Origin of the sequence: Vagococcus sp. (assembly GCF_036639995.1) — a bacterium.
In the GTDB taxonomy this organism is placed as follows: Bacteria; Bacillota; Bacilli; order Lactobacillales; family Vagococcaceae; genus Vagococcus.
Genome location: NZ_JAVWHO010000017.1, coordinates 1 through 21,025, shown reverse-complemented (window position 1 = coordinate 21,025; position 21,025 = coordinate 1). Strand labels below are relative to the sequence as shown.

The 21,025-nt window shown below is 32.9% G+C and carries 23 protein-coding genes; all 23 read right to left on the bottom strand.

Features of this window, described 5'->3' with window-relative positions; translation table 11 throughout:
• Nucleotides 1-597 carry a chemotaxis protein CheC gene (locus RR554_RS06190; protein ID WP_332467637.1) on the bottom strand — a complete coding sequence of 199 codons (597 nt, stop codon included), beginning with the start codon at nt 595-597 and terminating at the stop codon, nt 1-3.
• A complete protein-coding gene (locus RR554_RS06185) occupies nt 594-2,597 on the bottom strand; it encodes a chemotaxis protein CheA (protein WP_332462360.1) in 2,004 nt (667 codons plus the stop codon). The genes RR554_RS06190 and RR554_RS06185 overlap by 4 nt, the downstream gene beginning before the upstream one ends.
• A 21-nt stretch (nt 2,598-2,618) precedes the next feature.
• The gene (locus tag RR554_RS06180; RefSeq protein ID WP_332467636.1) at nt 2,619-3,389 is read right to left on the bottom strand and encodes a CheR family methyltransferase; all 771 of its coding nucleotides are present in this window, start codon (nt 3,387-3,389) and stop codon (nt 2,619-2,621) included.
• Nucleotides 3,386-4,387, bottom strand: coding sequence for a chemotaxis-specific protein-glutamate methyltransferase CheB (gene cheB / locus RR554_RS06175; RefSeq protein WP_332462389.1), 1,002 nt, complete (start codon nt 4,385-4,387; stop codon nt 3,386-3,388). Before cheB ends, RR554_RS06180 begins: the two co-directional genes overlap by 4 nt.
• Before the next feature lie 31 nt (nt 4,388-4,418).
• The gene (locus RR554_RS06170) at nt 4,419-4,907 is read right to left on the bottom strand and encodes a chemotaxis protein CheD (RefSeq protein WP_332462358.1); all 489 of its coding nucleotides are present in this window, start codon (nt 4,905-4,907) and stop codon (nt 4,419-4,421) included.
• On the bottom strand, nt 4,892-5,398 hold the full coding sequence (locus RR554_RS06165) for a chemotaxis protein CheW (RefSeq protein WP_332462357.1): 507 nt from the start codon (nt 5,396-5,398) through the stop codon (nt 4,892-4,894). The genes RR554_RS06170 and RR554_RS06165 overlap by 16 nt, the downstream gene beginning before the upstream one ends.
• 71 nt (nt 5,399-5,469) lie before the next feature.
• Nucleotides 5,470-7,521: a methyl-accepting chemotaxis protein gene (locus tag RR554_RS06160; RefSeq protein ID WP_332462356.1), complete on the bottom strand. Its 2,052-nt coding sequence runs from the start codon at nt 7,519-7,521 to the stop codon at nt 5,470-5,472.
• A 198-nt stretch (nt 7,522-7,719) separates the two neighbouring features.
• Nucleotides 7,720-9,771 (bottom strand): methyl-accepting chemotaxis protein, encoded by a 2,052-nt coding sequence (locus RR554_RS06155; RefSeq protein WP_332462355.1) that lies wholly within the window; start codon nt 9,769-9,771, stop codon nt 7,720-7,722.
• Between the two features lie 89 nt (nt 9,772-9,860).
• The gene (locus tag RR554_RS06150; protein ID WP_332462354.1) at nt 9,861-10,571 is read right to left on the bottom strand and encodes a cell division ATP-binding protein FtsE; all 711 of its coding nucleotides are present in this window, start codon (nt 10,569-10,571) and stop codon (nt 9,861-9,863) included.
• Nucleotides 10,572-10,585: 14 nt separating this feature from the next.
• On the bottom strand, nt 10,586-11,323 hold the full coding sequence (locus tag RR554_RS06145) for a flagellar hook-basal body protein (RefSeq protein ID WP_332462353.1): 738 nt from the start codon (nt 11,321-11,323) through the stop codon (nt 10,586-10,588).
• A 15-nt stretch (nt 11,324-11,338) separates the two neighbouring features.
• On the bottom strand, nt 11,339-12,046 hold the full coding sequence (locus tag RR554_RS06140; protein WP_332462352.1) for a flagellar hook-basal body protein: 708 nt from the start codon (nt 12,044-12,046) through the stop codon (nt 11,339-11,341).
• Complete coding sequence (locus RR554_RS06135; protein WP_332462351.1) at nt 12,043-12,753, bottom strand: sigma-70 family RNA polymerase sigma factor; 711 nt, start codon at nt 12,751-12,753, stop codon at nt 12,043-12,045. Before RR554_RS06135 ends, RR554_RS06140 begins: the two co-directional genes overlap by 4 nt.
• 68 nt (nt 12,754-12,821) lie before the next feature.
• Complete coding sequence (gene flhA / locus RR554_RS06130) at nt 12,822-14,864, bottom strand: flagellar biosynthesis protein FlhA (protein ID WP_332462388.1); 2,043 nt, start codon at nt 14,862-14,864, stop codon at nt 12,822-12,824.
• Between the two features lie 109 nt (nt 14,865-14,973).
• Complete coding sequence (locus RR554_RS06125) at nt 14,974-16,041, bottom strand: EscU/YscU/HrcU family type III secretion system export apparatus switch protein (RefSeq protein ID WP_332462350.1); 1,068 nt, start codon at nt 16,039-16,041, stop codon at nt 14,974-14,976.
• Nucleotides 16,042-16,045: 4 nt separating this feature from the next.
• On the bottom strand, nt 16,046-16,804 hold the full coding sequence (gene fliR, locus RR554_RS06120) for a flagellar biosynthetic protein FliR (protein ID WP_332467635.1): 759 nt from the start codon (nt 16,802-16,804) through the stop codon (nt 16,046-16,048).
• Between the two features lie 12 nt (nt 16,805-16,816).
• Entirely contained in the window at nt 16,817-17,080 is a 264-nt protein-coding gene (gene fliQ, locus RR554_RS06115; RefSeq protein ID WP_332462348.1) for a flagellar biosynthesis protein FliQ, read from the bottom strand.
• A 14-nt stretch (nt 17,081-17,094) separates the two neighbouring features.
• On the bottom strand, nt 17,095-17,847 hold the full coding sequence (gene fliP / locus RR554_RS06110; protein WP_332462347.1) for a flagellar type III secretion system pore protein FliP: 753 nt from the start codon (nt 17,845-17,847) through the stop codon (nt 17,095-17,097).
• Nucleotides 17,831-18,211, bottom strand: a complete 381-nt coding sequence (locus RR554_RS06105) for a flagellar biosynthetic protein FliO (protein WP_332462346.1) — start codon at nt 18,209-18,211, stop codon at nt 17,831-17,833. The genes fliP and RR554_RS06105 overlap by 17 nt, the downstream gene beginning before the upstream one ends.
• A gap of 15 nt (nt 18,212-18,226) precedes the next feature.
• Nucleotides 18,227-18,727 carry a flagellar basal body-associated FliL family protein gene (locus RR554_RS06100; protein ID WP_332462345.1) on the bottom strand — a complete coding sequence of 167 codons (501 nt, stop codon included), beginning with the start codon at nt 18,725-18,727 and terminating at the stop codon, nt 18,227-18,229.
• 15 nt (nt 18,728-18,742) lie between these two features.
• A complete protein-coding gene (locus tag RR554_RS06095) occupies nt 18,743-18,946 on the bottom strand; it encodes a flagellar FlbD family protein (RefSeq protein ID WP_332462344.1) in 204 nt (67 codons plus the stop codon).
• Between the two features lie 44 nt (nt 18,947-18,990).
• On the bottom strand, nt 18,991-19,890 hold the full coding sequence (locus RR554_RS06090; protein WP_332462343.1) for a flagellar hook-basal body complex protein: 900 nt from the start codon (nt 19,888-19,890) through the stop codon (nt 18,991-18,993).
• A gap of 46 nt (nt 19,891-19,936) precedes the next feature.
• The gene (locus RR554_RS06085) at nt 19,937-20,374 is read right to left on the bottom strand and encodes a flagellar hook capping FlgD N-terminal domain-containing protein (RefSeq protein ID WP_332467634.1); all 438 of its coding nucleotides are present in this window, start codon (nt 20,372-20,374) and stop codon (nt 19,937-19,939) included.
• 14 nt (nt 20,375-20,388) lie between these two features.
• Nucleotides 20,389-21,025: flagellar hook-length control protein FliK (locus tag RR554_RS06080; RefSeq protein WP_332467633.1), on the bottom strand; the 637-nt coding region annotated here is incomplete at its 5' end.

The window sequence follows — 21,025 nt, the reverse complement described above, 5'->3', positions numbered from 1 at the left end:
CTATATCCCTATTGCTTTAAATAATTTTTCTAATACACCTATTTCTGGAATGAAATACAAAAATGCATCCAATTGATTACCAGAATAGTAAAACTCATTTTTAATAATTAATACTTCATCATCATATTGATCAAACGCCATATATAAGCTACTAATAATTGAACCAAACATATCAATCATTAAATTTGGTACAGATGACAACAATTGAATATCTAATAATTGACTAATTGCATTTAAAAAGGAGTTAACTAAAATATTTACCAACTCTTTGATAGCAGAAATCATTAAATCTTCTGTTTGTTCTACTCCGTTTGGTAACATCATACTAGAAATTTCTTTTGCTGATTGTTCTGGAAGAGCAAATAGAAAGATTCCGTTTCCGTTGCCAATTACCTGTGTTGTGACAGCGTAGACTTTTTTTTCTTCTGACATAATTTGTTGATACAACTCATCATAAGCCATGAGTTCAATGAGTGGAACAGTCATATCAACGGGTTCTTTGATTAGGGCAGAGATACTTGTTGCTGCATGCCCACCTCCGATATTGACCATTTCTTTCATAGCATCAAGTTGAAGTGGATGAAACGTATTCATCATAGTAAACTCACACTTTCTTCACTACATATAACATTAGTATCTAAAATTAGCGTGATATCTCCATTACCAAGAATTGTTGCTCCCAGATATTTCTTCAAATGACGCAACTCATTTCCTAATTTCTTAATCACAATTTCTTGTTGTCCAATTAATTCATCTACCATCAATGCATAATATTTTTTCCCAAGAACAATGATGATTAAATGAGGATTGGTTTCTGATGTTTGACGCGCTTCAAGTCCTAATACCTCTTGTAAACGAATAACGGGAATTGCCATACCTTGATACTTATAGACTTCTTGTAAATGAACTTGAATAATCTCTTTATCGGTAACTTCTACAACTTTTTCAATAGCTCCCTGTGGAAGTGCAAATGTTTCGCCTGAAACGTTTACCATTAGTGACTGAATAATAGATAAAGTTAATGGTAAATTAATCGTGAATGTTGAGCCGACATCTACTTTACTCTGAAGATCAATAGTTCCTCCAAGATTAGAAATTTTAGAATGCACCACATCCATACCAACACCACGTCCTGATACATTGGTTATTTCTTTGGCCGTTGAAAAACCTGGATGGAAAATTAAATATAATAATTCTTTTTCTGTTAACCCTTCTGTACTAATGCCTTTTCTTTCTGCACTTTCTTTAATCAACTCAGGATTTAACCCTTTACCATCATCAGACACAGTGATGATGACACGATTCCCTTGTTGAAAGGCTGTTAATTTTATTTCACCTTCTATTGGTTTACCTAATTCAACACGTCTTTCAGGGGACTCAATTCCATGATCCGCCGAATTTCTAATCAAATGTACAAGTGGTTCACTTAACTCTGATACCACTGTTCGATCAAGCTCAGTATCTTCTCCCTCAATAATAAGAGTCATTTCTTTTTTTAAATCTTTAGATAGGTCCCGAACAACTCTTGGAAAACGATTCATAACAACACTGACTTGCTGCATTCTAATTTTTAATACCAAATCTTGTAATTCTGATGTAATTCGCGCAACTTCAGTCAATGGCTCTTTTAAATCATTTGTTGTATTTGTCTGTGTTAAGTTTTCTAAACGTGTTCTGTAAACAACTAATTCTGATACCAAATTCATAAATGTATCTAGTTTGGCCAAATCAACTTTTATTGTTTGTTGTTCATGCTTGGTTAACTTTTTTTTCTTTTCTTTTTTTTCTGAAACAACGGGCTCATTTTCTTCTGTTTCAATAACTTCTTCTTGCTTTAACAAAAGTTCACTATGAATAACATTTACTTCTTCAATATCACTGTTTGTTAAAATATTTTCTTTAATCGACTCAGCATCCGTTTCACTAACAATCACAAGATGAAAGTCTTGCTCAAATTCACCTTGTTCAAGTGTTTCGGTGTCAGGATAACTAAAGATGACCTCACCAACTTCGCTTAGTTTCTCCATGATCAAGAAAACTCTTGGCCCTTTTAACGTACACTCTTGATCCAATCTGATACTTATTCCATAAGCCGAATATTCTGTGTTGTCCAAATCATTCATTAAATGAATGTCTTCTTCTGTTAAATAAGATACTGGAAAACTTAATACTGACTCAGAAACAATTTCTTTTACGACAGAAGGAACTTCTTCTTCATTCACTGCTGCTTCTAAACGAGTCATTAAGTCTGTCAAATCATGACTATTAAATTCTCTTTCTTCTCTTAAACATTCAACAATCTCAGATAATTCATCTAAACAATCAAAAATAAGTGAAATACTATCTGTGGTTACTTTAACTGTTTGATTTTTAAAAGATTGAAAAACATTTTCCATTTTATGTGTTAATTTTGCCATTGTTTCATAACCCATAGTTGCTGCCATGCCTTTTAGAGTATGAGCTGATCTAAATATCTGATCAATGGTTTCAACACTTTCAGGATCATCCTCTAGCAGTAAAACCCCGTCATTTAAACTCTCTAGATGCTCATCTGTCTCTTCAAAAAAAAGCTCTCGGTATTTCTCGTTTTCGTCCAACTAAAACACCTCTTTCTTTCCTTATTTTTGGTAAATAAATGAATCAATTTTTTTAAAGCCAAATTGTTCTGGTTGATTAATGGTCTCCGTTGCCCCTGTGAAAAAAATTCCTCCAGGAACAAGAGCGTCATAAAATTTTTGGTATAACCTATCTCTGGCATCTGGTTTAAAGTAAATGGTCACATTGCGACAAATAATTAAGTGAAACTCTGACTCAAAAGAATGTTGTAATAAATCATGCTCTTTAAATCTCACTTTACGTTTAATATCATCTGTCACTAAATATCCTTCTTCATTCTGATCAAAATATGAGTTTAAATGGTTCGTTGATACGTTTTTCAACTCACTTGTTAAGTAAAGTCCTTGTTTTGCTTTTGTTAAGACTTTTTTATCAATATCAGTTGCTAAAATCCGATTAGTAGTTTTTATCTTTTTATCAGTTAACATCATAGCTAAACTATAAGGTTCTGAACCATTGGAACACGCCGCACTCCAACATTTTAACGAACCAAACTTAGGTTGTAATGTTTTAGTGACCTGATCATTTAAGGCATCAAATAATTCTGGGTTTCTAAAAAATTCTGTTACATTAATTGTTAAATAATTTTTTAGCTCTTCTTTTATTTGTTGGTCTTTTTCCATTAATCTCATATAACCAGTTAAGTCATTAACCGGATGATTACTCATCATATTTAAAATTCGACGTTGCAATTGTTTTTCCTTGTACGCATCTAGTTCCATGGCTAAATGAGTAACTGCCCACTTATTAAATACATCAAACGACTCGCTCATTGCCTCACCCTTATCATCCAGTTTAATTTCTCACCAATCATCTCAAGTGACAATACCTCGTCTACTACACCAAGTTCAGTAGCCCTTCTTGGCATGCCGTAAACGACAGAAGTCTCTCTATCTTGAGCAATATTAAAACCATTTACGTTAGAGATAGCTTTCATTCCTAATGCCCCGTCACTACCCATACCAGTCAAAATAATACCTATAAGACTTCTTCCATACACGTTAGCAGCTGATTCAAACAAAGGATCTACAGCAGGTCGAACGCTATGAATTTTTTCTATTTGATTTGTCAATTGAATGCTTCTTCCATCAATTGTCATATGATAATCACCAGGTGCTAAATAAACAACACCTGGTCTTATTAATTCTCCATGACTTGCTTCAACTACTTCCACAGCCGCCTCTTGGTTCAAACGTTTTGAAAAAGAAGTAGTAAATCCTTTTGGCATGTGTTGAACAATAAAAATCGGAATATTTAATGTACTTGGTATATATTTTATTAGTTGCATCAGCGCTTTAGGTCCGCCCGTTGACGCACCAATCACAATTCCTTTAACCTTTAAAGGAAATAGAGCATTTGATTTTTCATTCACCATTTTTGTTTCAAGTTTAATCTCTGGCATTGAAACAATAGATTTAATTTTGCTTCCCAACTCTACAGCAAAAGATGCTTCTATTTTTGATATGTTAGAGGGTTTCTCAACAAAATCCATGGCACCTTTTTCCAAACAATTAATCGTTAACTCTTCACCAGAGTGAGAACTAAGCATAATAACTGGAATATTATAAAGAGATTTAATTTGTTCTAAGGTTTCTAACCCATTCATGCCAGTCATCTCAATATCTAGCGTAATTAAATCTGGTTTATGTTTCTTTAGTTTTAATAAAGCATCTTCTCCGCTTCGTGCTGTCACACAAACACTAACGTCTTTAATTCCATTTATTTGATCCGAAATGACTTTTCTCATAAAAGCCGAATCGTCAACAACCATAATTTGTATTGACACTTTTTTTCCTCACTTTTTAAATTTCATATAATTCCCGATTAACCATTTTTACGCTAACACTTAAACTATCTAAATTGAAAAATAAAGAGCGCCCCATGTTTCCACCAACATGACTAGCTAAAATCGGGACATTCAATTCTTTTAAGATAGTTTCAACAGCTACAATGTTTCTCTCACCAATATTTTGGCTTTTTTTTATATTTTCTAGTTGAAACATACTCGCTCCACCCGCTATTTTTGCAACAAGTTTAGTCACTTGATGTTGTGCTCTAAGTTCTTTTACCATTTGCGGAATAGCTAAATCAGCAAATTTTTCAACTTTTAAGTTATCTCGTCCCTTAAACATTTGACTGTCTGGAAGCATAATATGACTTAATCCACCGATTTTACTTCTCTCATCATAAATGACAACCCCAACGCACGAACCAAGACCAAGTGTCATCAATTCATTGGGTGAATGGGTAATTTTATAATCTGAAATACCAACCTTTACTTGCTCTGACATTCTTCATCAACCGATTCTTCTAAGTCTTCCAAGTTATCTGTCACCTCTAAAGCACGTAATAACTTATCTAGCATAATATTTCCTTCAAACAACGTATCTATATCTAATTGAATGACTATGCCTGACTCTGTTTTGATAAAACTATCGATATAATTCTTATCAAAAGTAACGTCATTAGTCATTAATTCAAATTGATCCGCTTCAAAATCAACAATTCCTTTGATAGCTTCAACGGACAAGCCAAGTAACTCATCATTCCATTGAACAACAATAATTTTCATCTCTTCATTTTCAACAATGTCACCACCATACAATCTTGCGTTTAAATCAATTACAGGTAGGACATGCTCATTATGTTCAATAACACCTAAAACAAAATCAGTTGTTTCAGGAATGGGAATTGGTTTTTGCCACCTAATTATTTTTTCAATTTTTTCAATGGGCAAGCTAAGTTGTTGTTCCTTGCTAAAAAAAACGATTTGCTTTCTCATTATTCTCCTCCATTGATTAACACAAAAGGTTTCAACAGGAAATCCCGTTGAAACATTTTGGTATTATTTCTTTAAATATCGAAGCTATTTGCTTGTTTCTTTAAACCCTCTGCGATTTGCTCAAGGCTTGCAATATTAGCTGTAAACTCTTCCATTGTTGCAAGAATTTCTTCAGCATTTGCAGAAACCTCTTCTGTTCCAGCCGCATTTTCTTGGGTAGAGGCCGAAATATTTTCGACTGCAAAAAGGACAGAGTCTTTTTGTTTTTTAACTTCTTGACTCAACATATCAATCGCTTGAATTTCTTGAATGATATTATCAAATTGATTGGTTACTTTGTTCGTTGATTCAATAGCAGCATTAATAACTTCTGTTTGTTTTGTGCCACCTTCATAAGAATCACTAACTTGCGTTACCATTTGATTTGATTTCAATTGAATCTCAGCAATAATTGACTCGATATCTTTTGTTGATTCTGCACTTTGCTCTGCGAGTTTTCGAACTTCTTCTGCAACAACCGCAAAGCCTTTACCTGCTTCTCCAGCTCTGGCAGCTTCAATTGACGCGTTTAACGCTAAAAGATTCGTTTGAGTTGAAATATCTGTAATGACTTGAATAATTTTATTGATATTTTGAATATCTCCGTTCATCGTTCCCATGTCATTTACTAACAACTTCAATTTGTTTCTTTCAACTTCCCAATTTTCATGAACACGATGCATTAATGAAGAATTGTTACGATTATCGTCATTAGCTTCAAGTGCTTTTTCATTCATGTTCACTGCTGATTGGTTAATTACTTCAATTGTTGTACCAAGTTCATTCATTTGAGTCACAGTTTTTTCTGCATCAATTGCTTGTGAGCTAGTTGCTTGAGCAATTCCCGTAATGGTTTCAGAAACTTCCTCTGTAGCTGAATTAGTTTGTTTGGAAATATCTGAAAGAGAAACGCTCATGTCAGCAATCTGATTACTTTCACCTTGGATATTTTTTACGAGTTTCGCAAAACCATCTAACATATTATTAAATGCCACCACAATCTGATTAATTTCAGTGCCATGCTCTTTCACTTCACCAGAGCCAAATAAATTTTGAAGTTTTGAGAATCTTACAGGTTGACTAGGATCATGATCAGAACCTCTTAAATTCGTCACTTTCGCTTTCAAATCACCTTGACTCGCTTTTTCAAATGAATCGACTAAAACTTTAGCTACTTTAATAATTTGTTTTGTAATAAACAAAGCTATCCCTATTGCTAAAATCCCCCAAGCAATCGTCACAATTGCTGAGATCTTCATCATCGCTTCTTTTTCAACATCAAATTCTTTTTTGATGATGCCTGCAACAATGATTAAGCCATCTTGTGTTTGAACATATTGAGACTGACCTGTACTCGTTTTAATGCTTCCTTTCTTCTTAACAATTTGTTGGAAGAAATCTTGATCTTTTGCATTAGTATTTCGTTCTTTAGGATCTCCAGAACCTAAAATATCCCCATCTTGAGTTAAAAGAATCATACGACCAGAACGTCCAATTTTAGTGTTATTGATAATCTTAGAAATTTCATCCATATTAATATCAATAGCTAATACACCCATAAATTCATTATTTGCCATCACTGCTTTAGATAACGTCATGATGATGTTACCTGTATTAATATCAGCAGTTGGTTTAGATAGATGAACTGTTTTTGGATCTTCTATTGCCTCTTTATACCACTGGCGTCCTGTGTATTTACTTACCTCTGATTCAAGACCAACACTTGAAACAATGCGTTGACCTTTTGGTGCAAAGTAAATATCACCAAAAGTAGCATCTGTATTACGAATCATTTTCAATAATTCTTCAACAGCACGACGCTCTTCTGGTGTATCAACAGGTTGAGCAAGCAACTTATTTTTACTAATTTCATTCGTTGCTTTTTCTGCTGTGTCTTCAATTCCTTCAATTCGGTTTTGAACACGTCCAATACTATTTTTTGATTCAACCACTATTCTACTTTCGATTGTTCCAATCATTAACCTCATATTTAGAAATAGAACAACAAGAACAGGTATTAAACCAATAGCGACAATAAATCCAATGATAAATGGGCCAATTGATTTATTTTTTTCGTTTTTCATTCCAACAACTCCTTTAAATACTAATTCCAATAGACTATCGACAGATTCGATCCATTAGTTAATAGGAAGTTGTAAATTTTTTAACTGAGAAAATGAAAATAAAAACTATTTTGTATCAAAATAAATAATAAAAAAACAAGAGAATGATTTAGTTAGGTCATTCTCTTGTTGTGAACAGTCGCTTACTGACCTTTTATTCTATTTTAAAATAAACCCATTTGCTTGAATTTTTAAAATATCAGCAATTTGCTCAAGTGAGTCAATATTACTACTAAATTCTTCCATAGTTGCTAGTATTTCTTCAGCGTTTGCAGATACCTCTTGTGTTCCTGCAGAATTTTCTTCAGTGCTAGCAGAAATATTTTCAACAGATAGTAACACGGAATCTTTTTGAATTTTCACTTTATTGCTTAAAACATCAATCGATTTAATCTTACCGGTTAGTAAATCAAACTGATCTGTTACTTGCTTAGCAGATTCAATTGCTAAATTAATAACTTCTGTTTGTTTTTGTCCACCATCATATGAATCTTTTACTTGCGAAACCATATTGTCAGATTTCGATTGAATTTCGGCAATAATTCCTTCAATATCTTTTGTTGATTTTGAGCTTTGTTCTGCTAATTTTCTTACTTCTTCAGCCACAACAGCAAATCCCTTACCTGCTTCACCAGCTCTAGCAGCCTCAATGGATGCGTTTAATGCCAAAAGATTTGTTTGAGAGGAAATATCAGTAATAACTTGGATAATCTTATTAATATTTTGAATATCAGCATTCATACTTCCCATACTAGTAACCAATTCGCCTAATTTAGATCGTTCTACTTCCCAATTATCAGATACCTCAAACATTAATTCTGAATTTTTCTTATTAACAATACTTGCTTCGCCTGTATTTTCATTCATATCTATTGCAGAACGATGAATGGAGTCAATTACCATTCCTAATTGATTCATCTCTGTTACTGTTTTTTCTGCATCTACTGCTTGTGAGCTTGTTGCCTGGGCGATACCAGTAATTGTTTCTGAGACTTCCTCAGTGGATGAGGTTGTTTGTTTTGAAATATCAGATAAAGAAGAGCTCATCTCAGAAATTTCATTACTCTCTAGTTGAATTCCTTCAACTAAATTAGCAAACCCAGTCAGCATCGTGTTAAATGCTGTAGCAATCTGATCAACTTCATTTCCATTTTCTTTTATTGAACCATCACCAAATAGTTTATTAATGACTTTTAATTTTTTTCCTTCTTTTAAGTTTCGAGTGTTAGTGATTTTGGAAGTTAAATCACCCTCTGATGCTTTTTTAAAGGAAGCTTCTAAAATTTTAGCGGCATTAACAATTGATTTAGCAATAATTAAAGCAAGTACTAAGGCTAATATTCCCCAAACAACGATGACAATGCCAGAAACTTTAAATAAACTATTTCGCTCAAGAGACAATTCACTTTTCTCAACGCCTGAAAACAGGACTAACCCATTTTTAGTTGTCATCACGTATGCTGTTTCATCAATGTTTGGAATAAATCCTTCCCCTTTTGGTTTGTTCTTAAAAAATTCCGTGTCAGAAATATTCTTTCCTTCATTTTTCTTAACACCAGACCCTAAAACAACCCCATCTTTAGTCGTTAACATCATGTAACCCGTATTTCCAACTCTTGTTTCTTTAACGGATTGAGAAATATGGGTTAGATTCACATCAACAGCAAGAACTCCCACAGGCTCATTTCCACGTGTGATAACTTTTGATAAGGTCATTGTAATTTTTCCAGTTTTAATATCCGGATCAGGATCTGACCAAACAAGTTGTGAAGGATTGTCTAGAGCATTAAGATACCAAGGTCTTTTTTCGTACTCATTAATCTTTGCATCTCTTCCAAGTGACGAAACAACAGTTTGTCCAATTGGTGCATAATAAATTTGCTCAAAGCTCTCATCTGATCGATTGACAATTTTTAACAAGTGACGAACTTTCTCGCGACTTTCATAGGAGTCTCTCATTTGTTTTATATCAGGTTCATCCACCAACGCTTTTAACGCGCTTTCTACAGTTCTTCTTGACGAATCAATTTGACTAGCAATTCGTCTAGTGCTATTTTTTTCTTCTAATCCAATACGATTATCAATCAATTTCGTCATGACATTGACATTTAAAAATAACACTGCAAATACGGGAATCAAACCAATCCCAATAATAAAACTTACAATCAGTGGTCCAAGAGATTTTTTCTTTTCTGCACCTTTTTTCTTCATCAAAAACACCCTTTCTAAAATTATTCTTCCAATTACTCTATCGGAAAAAAAACAATAATTTTAAGAGGGTGTTGTGATAATATCCATAATTAAATAACAAACATATCGCGATAGTCAGTTGCTAATCCATAAGTTCCTTCCATTTGATCTCTAACCACTTTACCATGCTTCATTTCTAAAACACGGTATCTGACTGTATTAACAATGGTTGAATTATGAGTTGCCATTAAAACAGTTGACCCATTTTGATTAAGTTGATAAAAAATTTTCATGACATCAATTGCCGATTTATTATCTAAATTACCAGTTGGTTCATCTGCTAAAATGATTTTAGGATTATTGACTATCGCCCTTGCAATTGCAACTTTTTGTTGCTGACCTATTGAAAGTTGAGTTGGAAAAACATTTTTAAAAGATAACATACCCACTTTTTCCAACGCGCTTAATGCTTTTCCTTTAATTAGCTTACGATCCACTTCCATAGCTTGTAGTGTGTAAACTAAATTTTTGTACACAGTCAAATGACTTAATAAAACAATATCTTGCGGGACAATGCCAATTTGTCTTCTATATTCTGGAATGTGATGATCAGCTAACTTGATTAAGTCAACATTACCGATCTTTAAATTACCTTTAGTCAGGCGCTCTTCACAGGTTAACAATTTAATTAGTGTTGATTTTCCTGCACCACTTGGGCCAATCAAATAAATAAATTCACCTTGTTTAACATCTAATGAAACATTTTCCAAAACATGTTGATCTTCTGTATATTCTTTGTAAACATTTGTTAAACTGATCAATTTTTTTCACATCCTTATTGCTTAAATTCATTAATTCGTTGCATCATCTCATCTGATGATTGTAGTACTTTAGCATTCATCGAATAAGCTCTTTGTGTAACAATCATATCTGACATCGCATCAGCAAGTTCTACATTTGAGCTTTCTAAAAAGTTTTGCTTAATCATTGGATTGTTTAATTGATTAGCCTGCATACCGTTTGGTAATACCCACTGATTATCCCCTACTTCTATTAACTGTGAACTTTGATTATCATCAAAAATAGGAATATCGCCAACTAGAGTGTTTCCCACCGAAATTTGACCAGCCTCACTCACACGAGGTACACCGACAGGCCAATTATTTTTTGGTATGGTTAAATTAACTTCAACAGGATTTCCAGAACTATTTCTTAATATTCCTGCTTCGTCAAATCTAAATGCACCATCACGTGTGTACGCTAATTCATTGTTTGGCAAACGAATACCAAACATACCTTTACCTGCAATAGCTAAATCAAACGGATTATTTCCAGCTATTAAACTGCCTTGTGTTAGATTAAATTGACCTTGCGTAGATTTTACTCCTCTTGAGATACCATCTGGTAATTGATTACCTTGCTCTGTGATATCATTTCTCAATAATTCATAAAAATTAGTGTTTTTTTGTTTATAGCCAATCGTATTAACATTGGCAATATTATTTGAAGTGATATCTAAATGATTTTGTAATCCTTTTAATCCACTACGACTAATCGATAATGATGTATTCATTTTCTTTTCTCCTTTCTACGCTCGTCCTATATCATTTGTTAATCTCTTTAATGTTTCATCTGACGTGTGTAACGCCTTTTGGTTTATTTCAAATTGTCTAGCTGTTTCAATTAAAGTCGTCATCTCTTCAACCATATCAACATTTGAACCTTCTAACATTTTTTGTTCTACTCGACTTTGATTATCAATTATCCCTGCATTATTCGCATTAAATAAAGACTCTCCTCTTGCGGTTAAACCATCTAAGTCATCAAATCTTGTTAGTCTAAATTTGGGGTAGTTTTCAGTCGCTTCAACTGGGCCTCCGTTTTCAGATAAAACGAGAAATCCTTCTTGCGTCACTAATTGATTTTGTTCGTTTACTTCAAAATGACCGTTTTTTGTGTAACCAATCGTACCATCTGGTAACTGGACATTAAAGAAACCTTCACCTAAAACTGCAAAATCAGATAATTTATTAGTTGGTTTTATACCACCTGTTGACATATCCTTTGCTACTTCATCTATTTTATTTCCAAATATAAAAGAACCAATATCATTTTTTTTATTTACTTTTGGTCCATTAAGATAATTAAACATTGCTTTTTCAGGGTCTGTTTTTTGGATTAATCGCTGCTTTTTAAATCCGTACGTATTGATATTTGAGACATTCGAACTTATATTTTCTTGCTTTTTTTGTAAAATATTTAAATTCTTTTGGAGAGTGTCCATACTTCTAATCATGCTAATTCCTCCTCAATCATTTTTTTCAGTTTAACTAATATTTTCCCGTGAAGTTGTGATACTCGAGGAATCGAAACTTCCAAAACTTCTGCAATTTCTTTCAAAGTTAGCTCTTCTACATAATACAAATTTAAAATGATTTGCTCTCTCTCATTTAATTTATCCACACATGCTCTAAGTGCTTTCTTTTTTTCATCATCAAGAAGAAGCTCATCAAAAGGAATCATTTGAGTGTCTTCAACAATATCTTTTAACTCTAGAGATTCTCCTTGTGAAGTGAAAATCGTGTCTTCTAAAGATATATTTGCTAGATAATGAACCGTCTCATGGATTTTAGATAGCTGTTTTCCATCAATTCCTAACTCTTCACATATTTCTTTATCAGTAGCAGAAGTCATTTTTTCTTTTTCTATTTTTTCTTTAGCTTTATAAAATTTGTCCAAATGTCCCATACGAGTTCTTGAAACACGTGATGTTTTTCTAATCTCGTCTATAATCGCTCCTCTGATGCGAATATATGCATAACTTTCAAAAGAAACTTTTTTAGTCACATCAAACTTTTTTAAAGCATCCATCAAACCAATGACACCTATATTAAACAAATCATCTTTATCATAATCGGTTGACTTAACCTCAATTCGATTAACCACTCTTCTAACAAAAGGTAAATATTTAATAATTTCTTGTTCGTAATCAACTTCATACACAACAATAGCCCCTTCCCTTATAAAACATATAATTGTTCCATATTGTATTGATTCTTTTATTTAAATTGTTACAAAGACAGCATCCCAACCGTCTCAATTTCAACTTCATTAGGTACTTCATTTAATGAAATAACAGCTAAATTTGGAAAATTGTAAGAAATTAATTTCTTAAACATTAACCGCGTTGTTGGTGATGCTAAAATGACGTGTTGAACATTTTGAGCTGTTAGTTCTTGATGGACATTGTTAATTGAATCAAATAGCTCAGTTATGACTTCAGGTTTTAATACTGGAATCGAACCGGCTGTTGTTTTTTGCGTACTTTTAGTCATCAACTCTTCAACCTCAGGATGTAGAGTAACCACTCTTAAAACACTATCTTCCCCTAGATATTGTTTTACAATCGTTCTCTTTAATGACTGTCTGACATGCTCAGTTAAAATTTCAACGTCTTTTGTTGTCGTCCCATAATCTGCTAATGTTTCCAAAATTGTCACTAAATCATTAATTGGTATTTGTTCTTTTAAAAGGTTTTGTAGGACCTTTTGAACTTCTCCCAAGCGCATAATTTCTGGAATCAACTCGTCAATAACAACATTGTATTTGTCCTTTATTCCTTCAAGGAGATGTTTCACCTCTTGACGACCTAATAATTCAGCTGTATTACTATAAATAACCTCTTTTAAATGGGTAGCAATCACCGTGACCGGCTCAACGATAGTTGCCCCGTGGATATCTGCCACATCTTTATCTTGCTCATCAATCCATAAAGCATCTAAACCAAAGGCAGGTTCTTTTGCCGGGATACCATCTAAATTAAGTTGGTCATTCTCAGGATTAATAACCATAAATTTATTTATATAAATTTCACCTCTTGCGACTTCGTTTCCTTTGATTTTTATACAATAATCATTAGGACCAAGTTGCAAATTATCACGAATTCGAATTGGGGTAAGAAGTACACCCAGTTCATGTGCACATTGTTTTCTGATATTAATAATTTGTTTCATGAGTGAATTGTCCAAACTATCATCTGTCATAGGAATCAGTGTATAACCAATTTCAATAGAAATGGGTTCCACCTGAAATGAAGAAACACTGTCATCTTCCTCAAGCTCTTTTTCTTTTTGAAGAAGTAACAACTCTTGTCTTCTTTCAACCAGTCTTTGTTCTTCCAAATCTTCTTTTTCATATTTTTTATACGCAATAAAACCAAACACTGCTGACATGATAAAAAATGGAATTTTAGGAAATCCTGGCACTAGTGCAATAACGAATAAAACACAGGCCACAATTCCAGCAATAATTGGATTTGGAAAGAAATCTTTTTTAATAGCAGACCCAAATGTACTATCATCATCTGATCGAGTCACAATAATACCTGATGAAACTGAGATTAAAAGTGAAGGTATCTGACTGACAAGTCCATCTCCAATAGCAAGTTTTCCAAAACGGTCTAAAGCTTCTGTTACGCCCATTCCTTGAGAGATTGAGAAAATTAAAATCCCTCCAAGTAAATTAATCAACGTAATGATAATCCCTGCAATAGCATCCCCTTTTACAAATTTACTCGCACCATCCATGGCACCAAAGAAGCTAGCTTCTCTTTGTAAATCTTTTCGTCGTTTTTTAGCTTCATCTTCTGAAATTAATCCAGCATTCAAATCAGCATCAATTGCCATTTGCTTACCAGGCATCGCATCCAGAGTAAACCTTGCAGATACTTCCGAAACACGACTTGCTCCATTTGTTACAACTACCATTTGAATAATAGTGATAATAATAAAGATAACTGCACCAACAATATAATTATTTCCAGCCACAACATTTGCAAAGGCATCAATAACATGACCAGCATTTCCTTTAGTTAAAACTAAACGCGTTGATGATATATTGAGGCCTAAACGAAACATTGTAGTGATTAAAAGTAATGTTGGAAACGTTGAAAATTCCAACACGCTTTTAGTAAATAATGTGATTAACAAAATGTTGATGCCAATCGTCATATTGATAATAATTAAAAAATCTAAGATAACACTTGGTAATGGAATAATAATTAAGCCAATCACTGCAACAACCATAAAGGAGATAATGACATCAGAATAATTCATATTCTTTAAGTTAATTTTTGAAAGCACTTTTTTCCTCCTTTATCAAGTTATTTATTTTTTACTATTAACTTGTTCTTTGTTTAGTACGACTAATACTAATGACAAGAGATTAAATTTTGTATTTATTTTCTTCATTCATTCGATAAACAAAGGCAAGTATCTCTGCCATAGTTTCATACATATCAACAGGTATTGCTTCACCAACAGCTGTTGATTTATAAAGTGATCTTGCAACAGGTTTATTCTCAAGGATTGGCACTTTATTTAAAGTTGCCTCTTCTCTAATCCTTTTAGCCATAAGGTCAGCTCCCTTTGCAATCACAAGTGGCGCACCATCATTTTCTTTATCATAACGAATGGCAATTGCTAAATGCGTTGGGTTTGTTACAATGACTGTGGCATCTTTGACTTGATTCATCATGCCAGACATCATTTGATGATACATTCCTTTACGCTGCGCTTTAACTTGTTGATCTCCTTCTTGTTGTTTGAATTCATCCTTGACTTCTTGTTTTGTCATTTTCATTTTCTTTCTAAATTCAAGCCACTGAACAACATAATCAATTAAACCCAAAATTAGAAGAACCCAGGCAATTTTTAGACTTAACGTTTTTAAGAACGTCAAAATAAATGTCGGTAATACTTCAATACCCACTGAAGCACTATTGAAAAAATCAACTAAAACTAGTTTAAGTTCTTTGAGAGTCATATAAAAAATTAATGCCAATTTACCGATATTTTTTACAAGTGTAAATAATGCTTTTTTGTTAAAAATATTTTTAAACCCACTTATTGGATTTAATTTTTTAAAATCCGGTTTAAATGGCTTTGAAGTAAATAGCAATCCCACTTGTAGTAAATTACTTAACCATGCGCTAAAAAAACCTATTACCAAAAACGGTGAAATAATGACTAACAACTTTAAAATATTTTGGATACCAATTGCACTTAAATTATTTTCCAAGTATTTAACATCATAAGAAACAGAAAAATAACTTTTCAAAAGTCCCTGGCACTCCTTTATAACAAACTCCCATAGAGGAATAAAAAACATTGAAAAGATAAGAAAAGAGATAGCTGAAATAAGTTCTGGACTTTTAACAATATCTCCTTTTTTTCTTGCGTCTTTTAACTTCTTCGCAGTTGGTTTCTCTGTTTTTCCATCCTTTTCAAACATTACCTCACCTCACTAATGCTTCTATAAATTCTTTCATATAGCGATCAATTGTTGGAAAAACACCACTTACTGATTGAACTAAATTAGGTAAAAATAAAAGCATAAAGAAAAAACTAATTAATATTTTCATTGGCATTCCAATCATTAATACGTTAATTTGAGGAACACTTCTTGATATTATTCCTAAAACACAATCTGTTACTAAGGCCACTAAAACAACAGGTGCAGCTAGAAGAATCGCAATTTGAAATACTTCAACAAATAACATGATTATCCCATCAACCGTTGTCCCTTTTAAAACAGCATGCGTTATCGGAACTACATCAAATGAATGTAATAGATTTTCAATAACGACATGATGCATATCTGTAACAAAAAACAAACTTAGCGCCAACCAGTAGTAAAGTCTTCCGTAGTTTGATCCTTGAATGCCAACACCAGGATCAAAAACAGATCCCATTGAAAAACCTACCTGAAAATCAATTATTTGCCCGGCCATTTCAATACCAGAAAAAATAAGGTGAACAATAAAACCTATTGCTAATCCAACTAAAACCTCTTTTACAATGAAAAATAGAAGTAAATAAAGATTATCCATTGCAATTGTTTCTGGAAGAACACTAAAAACGCTTAAACTAAACGAAAGGCTTAAAAGTCCCTTTAGTAAAACAGGTGTTTGCTTTAATGAAAAACCAGGTGAAATAACCATAAAGCTTGAAATTCTACAAAAAATCAGTAGAAACGTAATAATTGCATCACTCATATGTCACCTAACCTATAACGAAGACATTATTTTGAACAAACTCTTAGTGAATTCAACCAAAATATTTATCATAAAATTTCCAAGAACAATTAAACTAATAAAAACTGTTAACAATTTAGGAACAAAGCTTAGTGTTTGTTCCTGAATTTGTGTTGTTGCTTGCAAAATACTAATAACTAGCCCAACAACCATCGCAAGAATCAATATTGGGCCAGCAATTAATATTACCTTTAGAAAGGCTTGATGCATGACATCTAAAACCATTTGTATTGTCATTAAAAAAACCCTCTCTATTGAAATCCTCTAACAAGTGTTTCTACCACTAAATACCAACCATCCACTAATACAAACAGTAGTAGTTTGAAAGGTAAAGAAATCATCACAGGTGACAACATAAACATTCCCATAGACATTAAGATACTTGAAACAGCCATATCAATAATGAGAAATGGAATAAAAATTAAGAAACCAATACTAAAGGCCGTTCGAAGCTCACTTATTAAAAATGCAGGCGTTACGACATGTATCGGCAATTGTTCAGGATTTTTCACCTTTTTTTGTTTTGAATGCTTAATAAAAAGATTTAAATCCTTCTCTCTAGTTTCTTTTAACATAAACCGTTTGATTGGTTTTTCTGCTAAACCAATCGCTTCACTTTGAGTAATCTCATCTTTTATCAAAGGTTGGATAGCTGTCTTGTTTACCTCGTTATAGACAGGTTGCATAATAAAAAAAGTTAGAAATAACGTAATTCCTATTAACACCTGATTTGGCGGCGTTTGTTGCGTACCAAGAGAACTTCGAACAAAAGACAAAACCATAATAATTCGTGTAAATGAGGTGGTTAAAATAAGCAACGCTGGAATCAATGTTAAAACCGTCATTAAAACAAAAATCTTAACAGAATCTGGTGATCCTGTATTTCCAGACAGCTTATTAACTGTATCAGTCAATTCATTGACATCCACCGCGACTACTTTTGATGGTAGACAAAAGAGACCTAGAATTAATAAAGAAAGTATCTTTTTAATCTGCTTTACCATTCTTGATCCCCTTTTTAGTCAATTTTTTCAGCCATTTTTGTCCCAATGACATCATTTGTTCTTGCCTTTTTTGTTGAAACTCAACATCTACCATTTGTTGAATTTGGATTTCTCTTACTTCAAATTCATTTAATTTTTTTATCATTTGATTATTGGTTGGTGTCAAACTCATCAAATAGTAACTACCACATACCAAGACAATTGCCATTGAAGAATCCTTATTAACAGACAACTTCTCAATAATTTCTATATTTTTACTCTGACTTTGATTAAATTTATTCAAATAAGATAGAACAATTTGAATTAACAAAATAATAACCACTAAAAAAACAATACTTTTAAATACTAAAAAAAAACTTGTCATGTTTTCTCCTTACTTTTACTGAATAACTAAATTGGTGATGAAAACCTCTCTTACAAGAGCAGAACCGTAATCTTTATTGATTTGATCTTTCAATTCATTTTTCAATTTGTTAACACCATTTTTTTCAGCTAGTATACTTTCAGAATTTTTTTGTCTTAATTTATTAACAACACTATCGCGAATTAAATCCTTGCTTGTATTAATAACTTCAGCATTTTTTTCACTTGTTGTTAATAAAGACAATTCAATTCGAATATAGCTCATTTCTTCATCTTTACCTTCAGCAAGGTTAATCAAAAATTCTTCTAAAGGAACTGTAACTTCACTTTCACTGAATTTTTGTTCCACTGCCGGAGGCTCTTCTTTTCCATGAACTTTATTTGAAATCGTATTTCCTATAAACGTCCCAACAGTTCCTGCAACGATACCTACAATCGCAACAACAGTAATCAAAATAATATTCTTTTTACTTTTTTTAAGTTGAGTTGATTCTTCCTCCAAAATTTCTTCTTCCATTTTCGCACCTCAATTTTAGTTATCAAGGATTGGATTACGTCCAAACACTTGTCTTTGATAGCTTAAAAATAACGCCGCTATTTCTTCTGGCGTATTTTTTACCATCATGGTTTTTCCATCTGTCAATGTAATCACCGTATCTGGTGCCTGGTCTATACGACAAATCAAAGAACAATTTAAATAAAAAGTTTGCTGATTCATACTAGTTAATTTAATCATTAGAAGTCCAACTTTCTACCAAGCACCAAACTTGGTTTTCTTATTTATCTTTTTAAGTTAATTAACTCTTGTAACATTTCGTCTGATGTTGTGATACTTCTTGAGTTAGCTTGGTACGCACGACTTGCTATAATCATTTCTGTAAATTCATTGGCTAAATCCACATTAGAACCTTCTAGTGTTCCTTGAACCAAACGACCACTTCCATCTTCGCCTGCTCTAACCATTTTAGGATTACCTGAGTTTCCAGATTGAACAAAATTATTTCCACCAACTTTTTCTAGACCATCTGGATTAGAGAAAGTTGCAATTGAAATTTGCCCTAAAATATATGTATTATCATCACTATATTTACCAGTCACTAATCCTGTGGCATCAATCGAATAATTAACAAGATCAAGTTCTTTTCCGCCTACTGTGATTTTATCTTCAATTTGTAACGCACCTAAGTTATTACCATTAGATAAATCGGTTTTAGGATCAAAAGTCCCATCATTTTTGATTGGACCACCATTAGTTTGGTATCCCATCACTTTATAACCATCTGCATTAGTTAATGTTCCCGTACTATCTAAGGTAAACCCGCCATCACGAGTGTAATACTTCGTTTCGTCTTGTCCGTCCTTTTGTAAAACAAAATAACCACCTGCATCAATCGCAAAGTCAAGTGGACGTCCTGTCGGTTGTGGTGTACCATTTCCTGTAAATGTATCAATTGCACCAACCTTCACGCCTAATCCGACTTGACGAGCATTAACTCCACCTGCACCTGTCACCGTTGGTCCTTGAGCATTTGCTTCAGTTTGACTCATCAAATCTTGAAATCTAACTCTTCCAGCCTTAAAGCCAAAGGTATTCACGTTGGCAATGTTGTTTGATACAACGTCCATTTTTGTTTGTAAGCTCTTCATCCCACTTACACCTGAGTATAATGATTTAAGCATTTCGTTCTCCCCTTACTAGCACATTTTGTGCTTCCCTGTTTAATTGTTAATCGCCAACTTCAATCATTTGGCTCATTAAGTAATCTTTCCCATCAACCACAAGTGTCGCAAATCCACTTGAGAACTTAACTTTTTCAATTGTTCCTGTGATGTTTTCCCCATTTTCAAACATCGTTGCTTTTTTACCAACCATGCTTATTGCTTGTTGTTGCTGGGTCATCATCATCGTGTATTCCAAGTTACTACCAAGTTCTTGTAATTGTTCTAAAGTTGTAAATTGGACTAGCTGGGAGATATAATCTGTCCCACTATTTCCACCACCTTCAGAACCAGAAAGCGAAGGATTACTCATGGAAGCCGCTAATATTTTTAAGAAGTCATCCATTTTAATGCCATTATTTTTTTCTTGATTCTTTGTTGAAAATCCAACGTTGTGACTCATTTGTTTTGCACCAATTGGTACTTGTTGCTTTATGTCTGTCACCTTTTATCCCCCCTTTAGACTAAAATATCAACAGAATCTAAAGTTTGGATAGACTTAGATTCTTCGTAATTATCATTAACTTGATATTGTTGAGATAACTTGCCTGATTTTGAAAATTTACTTTGTTGATGCTGACGTTGATCTAAACCCCCACTAAATTGAAAGCTATTACTTTCTGAAAAAGTATTTAAAGAAACACTTGGTTTTTCAACAACTATATTTTGTTTAGCTAATGTTTCTTGTAAAATAGGTAAGCTTATTTTTATTAAATCTTTTACCTTTTCTGTTTCAACTAAAAATTTAGCTGTTAATTTACCATCTTTCATATCTAACATGATATCAACTTCACCTAAATTTTGAGGTTGCAATGATAATTTAAATTGATGAGTTTTACCGTCTGTGATAAATTCAGCTTCTTTTTTTATCATTGAAGTCATTTCAGTTATGTTGTCTTTTTGAAAAACAGTTATTTCTTTTGTGGTAGTTGAATTCACTTGGTTTTGCTTTGGCTCTACCGTCGTCTGAACCGTTTTGTCATTCATTTCTGGTTGAACCAACTGAGAAAAAGTTGGCTCCTCACTTTTAATATCTACTTTAATAACTGGCTTTAAACTTTCTGAAACAGTTTCTTCTTTTACATTTGTTTCAAAA

What these genes read in the sequence shown, in the direction of transcription:
- RR554_RS06190 (WP_332467637.1), bottom strand. Translation starts at nt 597, where the DNA reads ATGATGAATACGTTTCATCCACTTCAACTTGATGCTATGAAAGAAATG.
- RR554_RS06180 (WP_332467636.1), bottom strand. Translation starts at nt 3,389, where the DNA reads ATGAGCGAGTCGTTTGATGTATTTAATAAGTGGGCAGTTACTCATTTA.
- cheB (WP_332462389.1), bottom strand. Translation starts at nt 4,387, where the DNA reads ATGGTTGTTGACGATTCGGCTTTTATGAGAAAAGTCATTTCGGATCAA.
- RR554_RS06170 (WP_332462358.1), bottom strand. Translation starts at nt 4,907, where the DNA reads ATGTCAGAGCAAGTAAAGGTTGGTATTTCAGATTATAAAATTACCCAT.
- RR554_RS06165 (WP_332462357.1), bottom strand. Translation starts at nt 5,398, where the DNA reads ATGAGAAAGCAAATCGTTTTTTTTAGCAAGGAACAACAACTTAGCTTG.
- RR554_RS06160 (WP_332462356.1), bottom strand. Translation starts at nt 7,521, where the DNA reads ATGAAAAACGAAAAAAATAAATCAATTGGCCCATTTATCATTGGATTT.
- RR554_RS06155 (WP_332462355.1), bottom strand. Translation starts at nt 9,771, where the DNA reads ATGAAGAAAAAAGGTGCAGAAAAGAAAAAATCTCTTGGACCACTGATT.
- RR554_RS06145 (WP_332462353.1), bottom strand. Translation starts at nt 11,323, where the DNA reads ATGAATACATCATTATCGATTAGTCGTAGTGGATTAAAAGGATTACAA.
- RR554_RS06140 (WP_332462352.1), bottom strand. Translation starts at nt 12,046, where the DNA reads ATGATTAGAAGTATGGACACTCTCCAAAAGAATTTAAATATTTTACAA.
- flhA (WP_332462388.1), bottom strand. Translation starts at nt 14,864, where the DNA reads ATGAATTATTCTGATGTCATTATCTCCTTTATGGTTGTTGCAGTGATT.
- RR554_RS06125 (WP_332462350.1), bottom strand. Translation starts at nt 16,041, where the DNA reads ATGTTTGAAAAGGATGGAAAAACAGAGAAACCAACTGCGAAGAAGTTA.
- fliR (WP_332467635.1), bottom strand. Translation starts at nt 16,804, where the DNA reads ATGAGTGATGCAATTATTACGTTTCTACTGATTTTTTGTAGAATTTCA.
- fliQ (WP_332462348.1), bottom strand. Translation starts at nt 17,080, where the DNA reads ATGACAATACAAATGGTTTTAGATGTCATGCATCAAGCCTTTCTAAAG.
- fliP (WP_332462347.1), bottom strand. Translation starts at nt 17,847, where the DNA reads ATGGTAAAGCAGATTAAAAAGATACTTTCTTTATTAATTCTAGGTCTC.
- RR554_RS06105 (WP_332462346.1), bottom strand. Translation starts at nt 18,211, where the DNA reads ATGACAAGTTTTTTTTTAGTATTTAAAAGTATTGTTTTTTTAGTGGTT.
- RR554_RS06100 (WP_332462345.1), bottom strand. Translation starts at nt 18,727, where the DNA reads ATGGAAGAAGAAATTTTGGAGGAAGAATCAACTCAACTTAAAAAAAGT.
- RR554_RS06095 (WP_332462344.1), bottom strand. Translation starts at nt 18,946, where the DNA reads ATGATTAAATTAACTAGTATGAATCAGCAAACTTTTTATTTAAATTGT.
- RR554_RS06090 (WP_332462343.1), bottom strand. Translation starts at nt 19,890, where the DNA reads ATGCTTAAATCATTATACTCAGGTGTAAGTGGGATGAAGAGCTTACAA.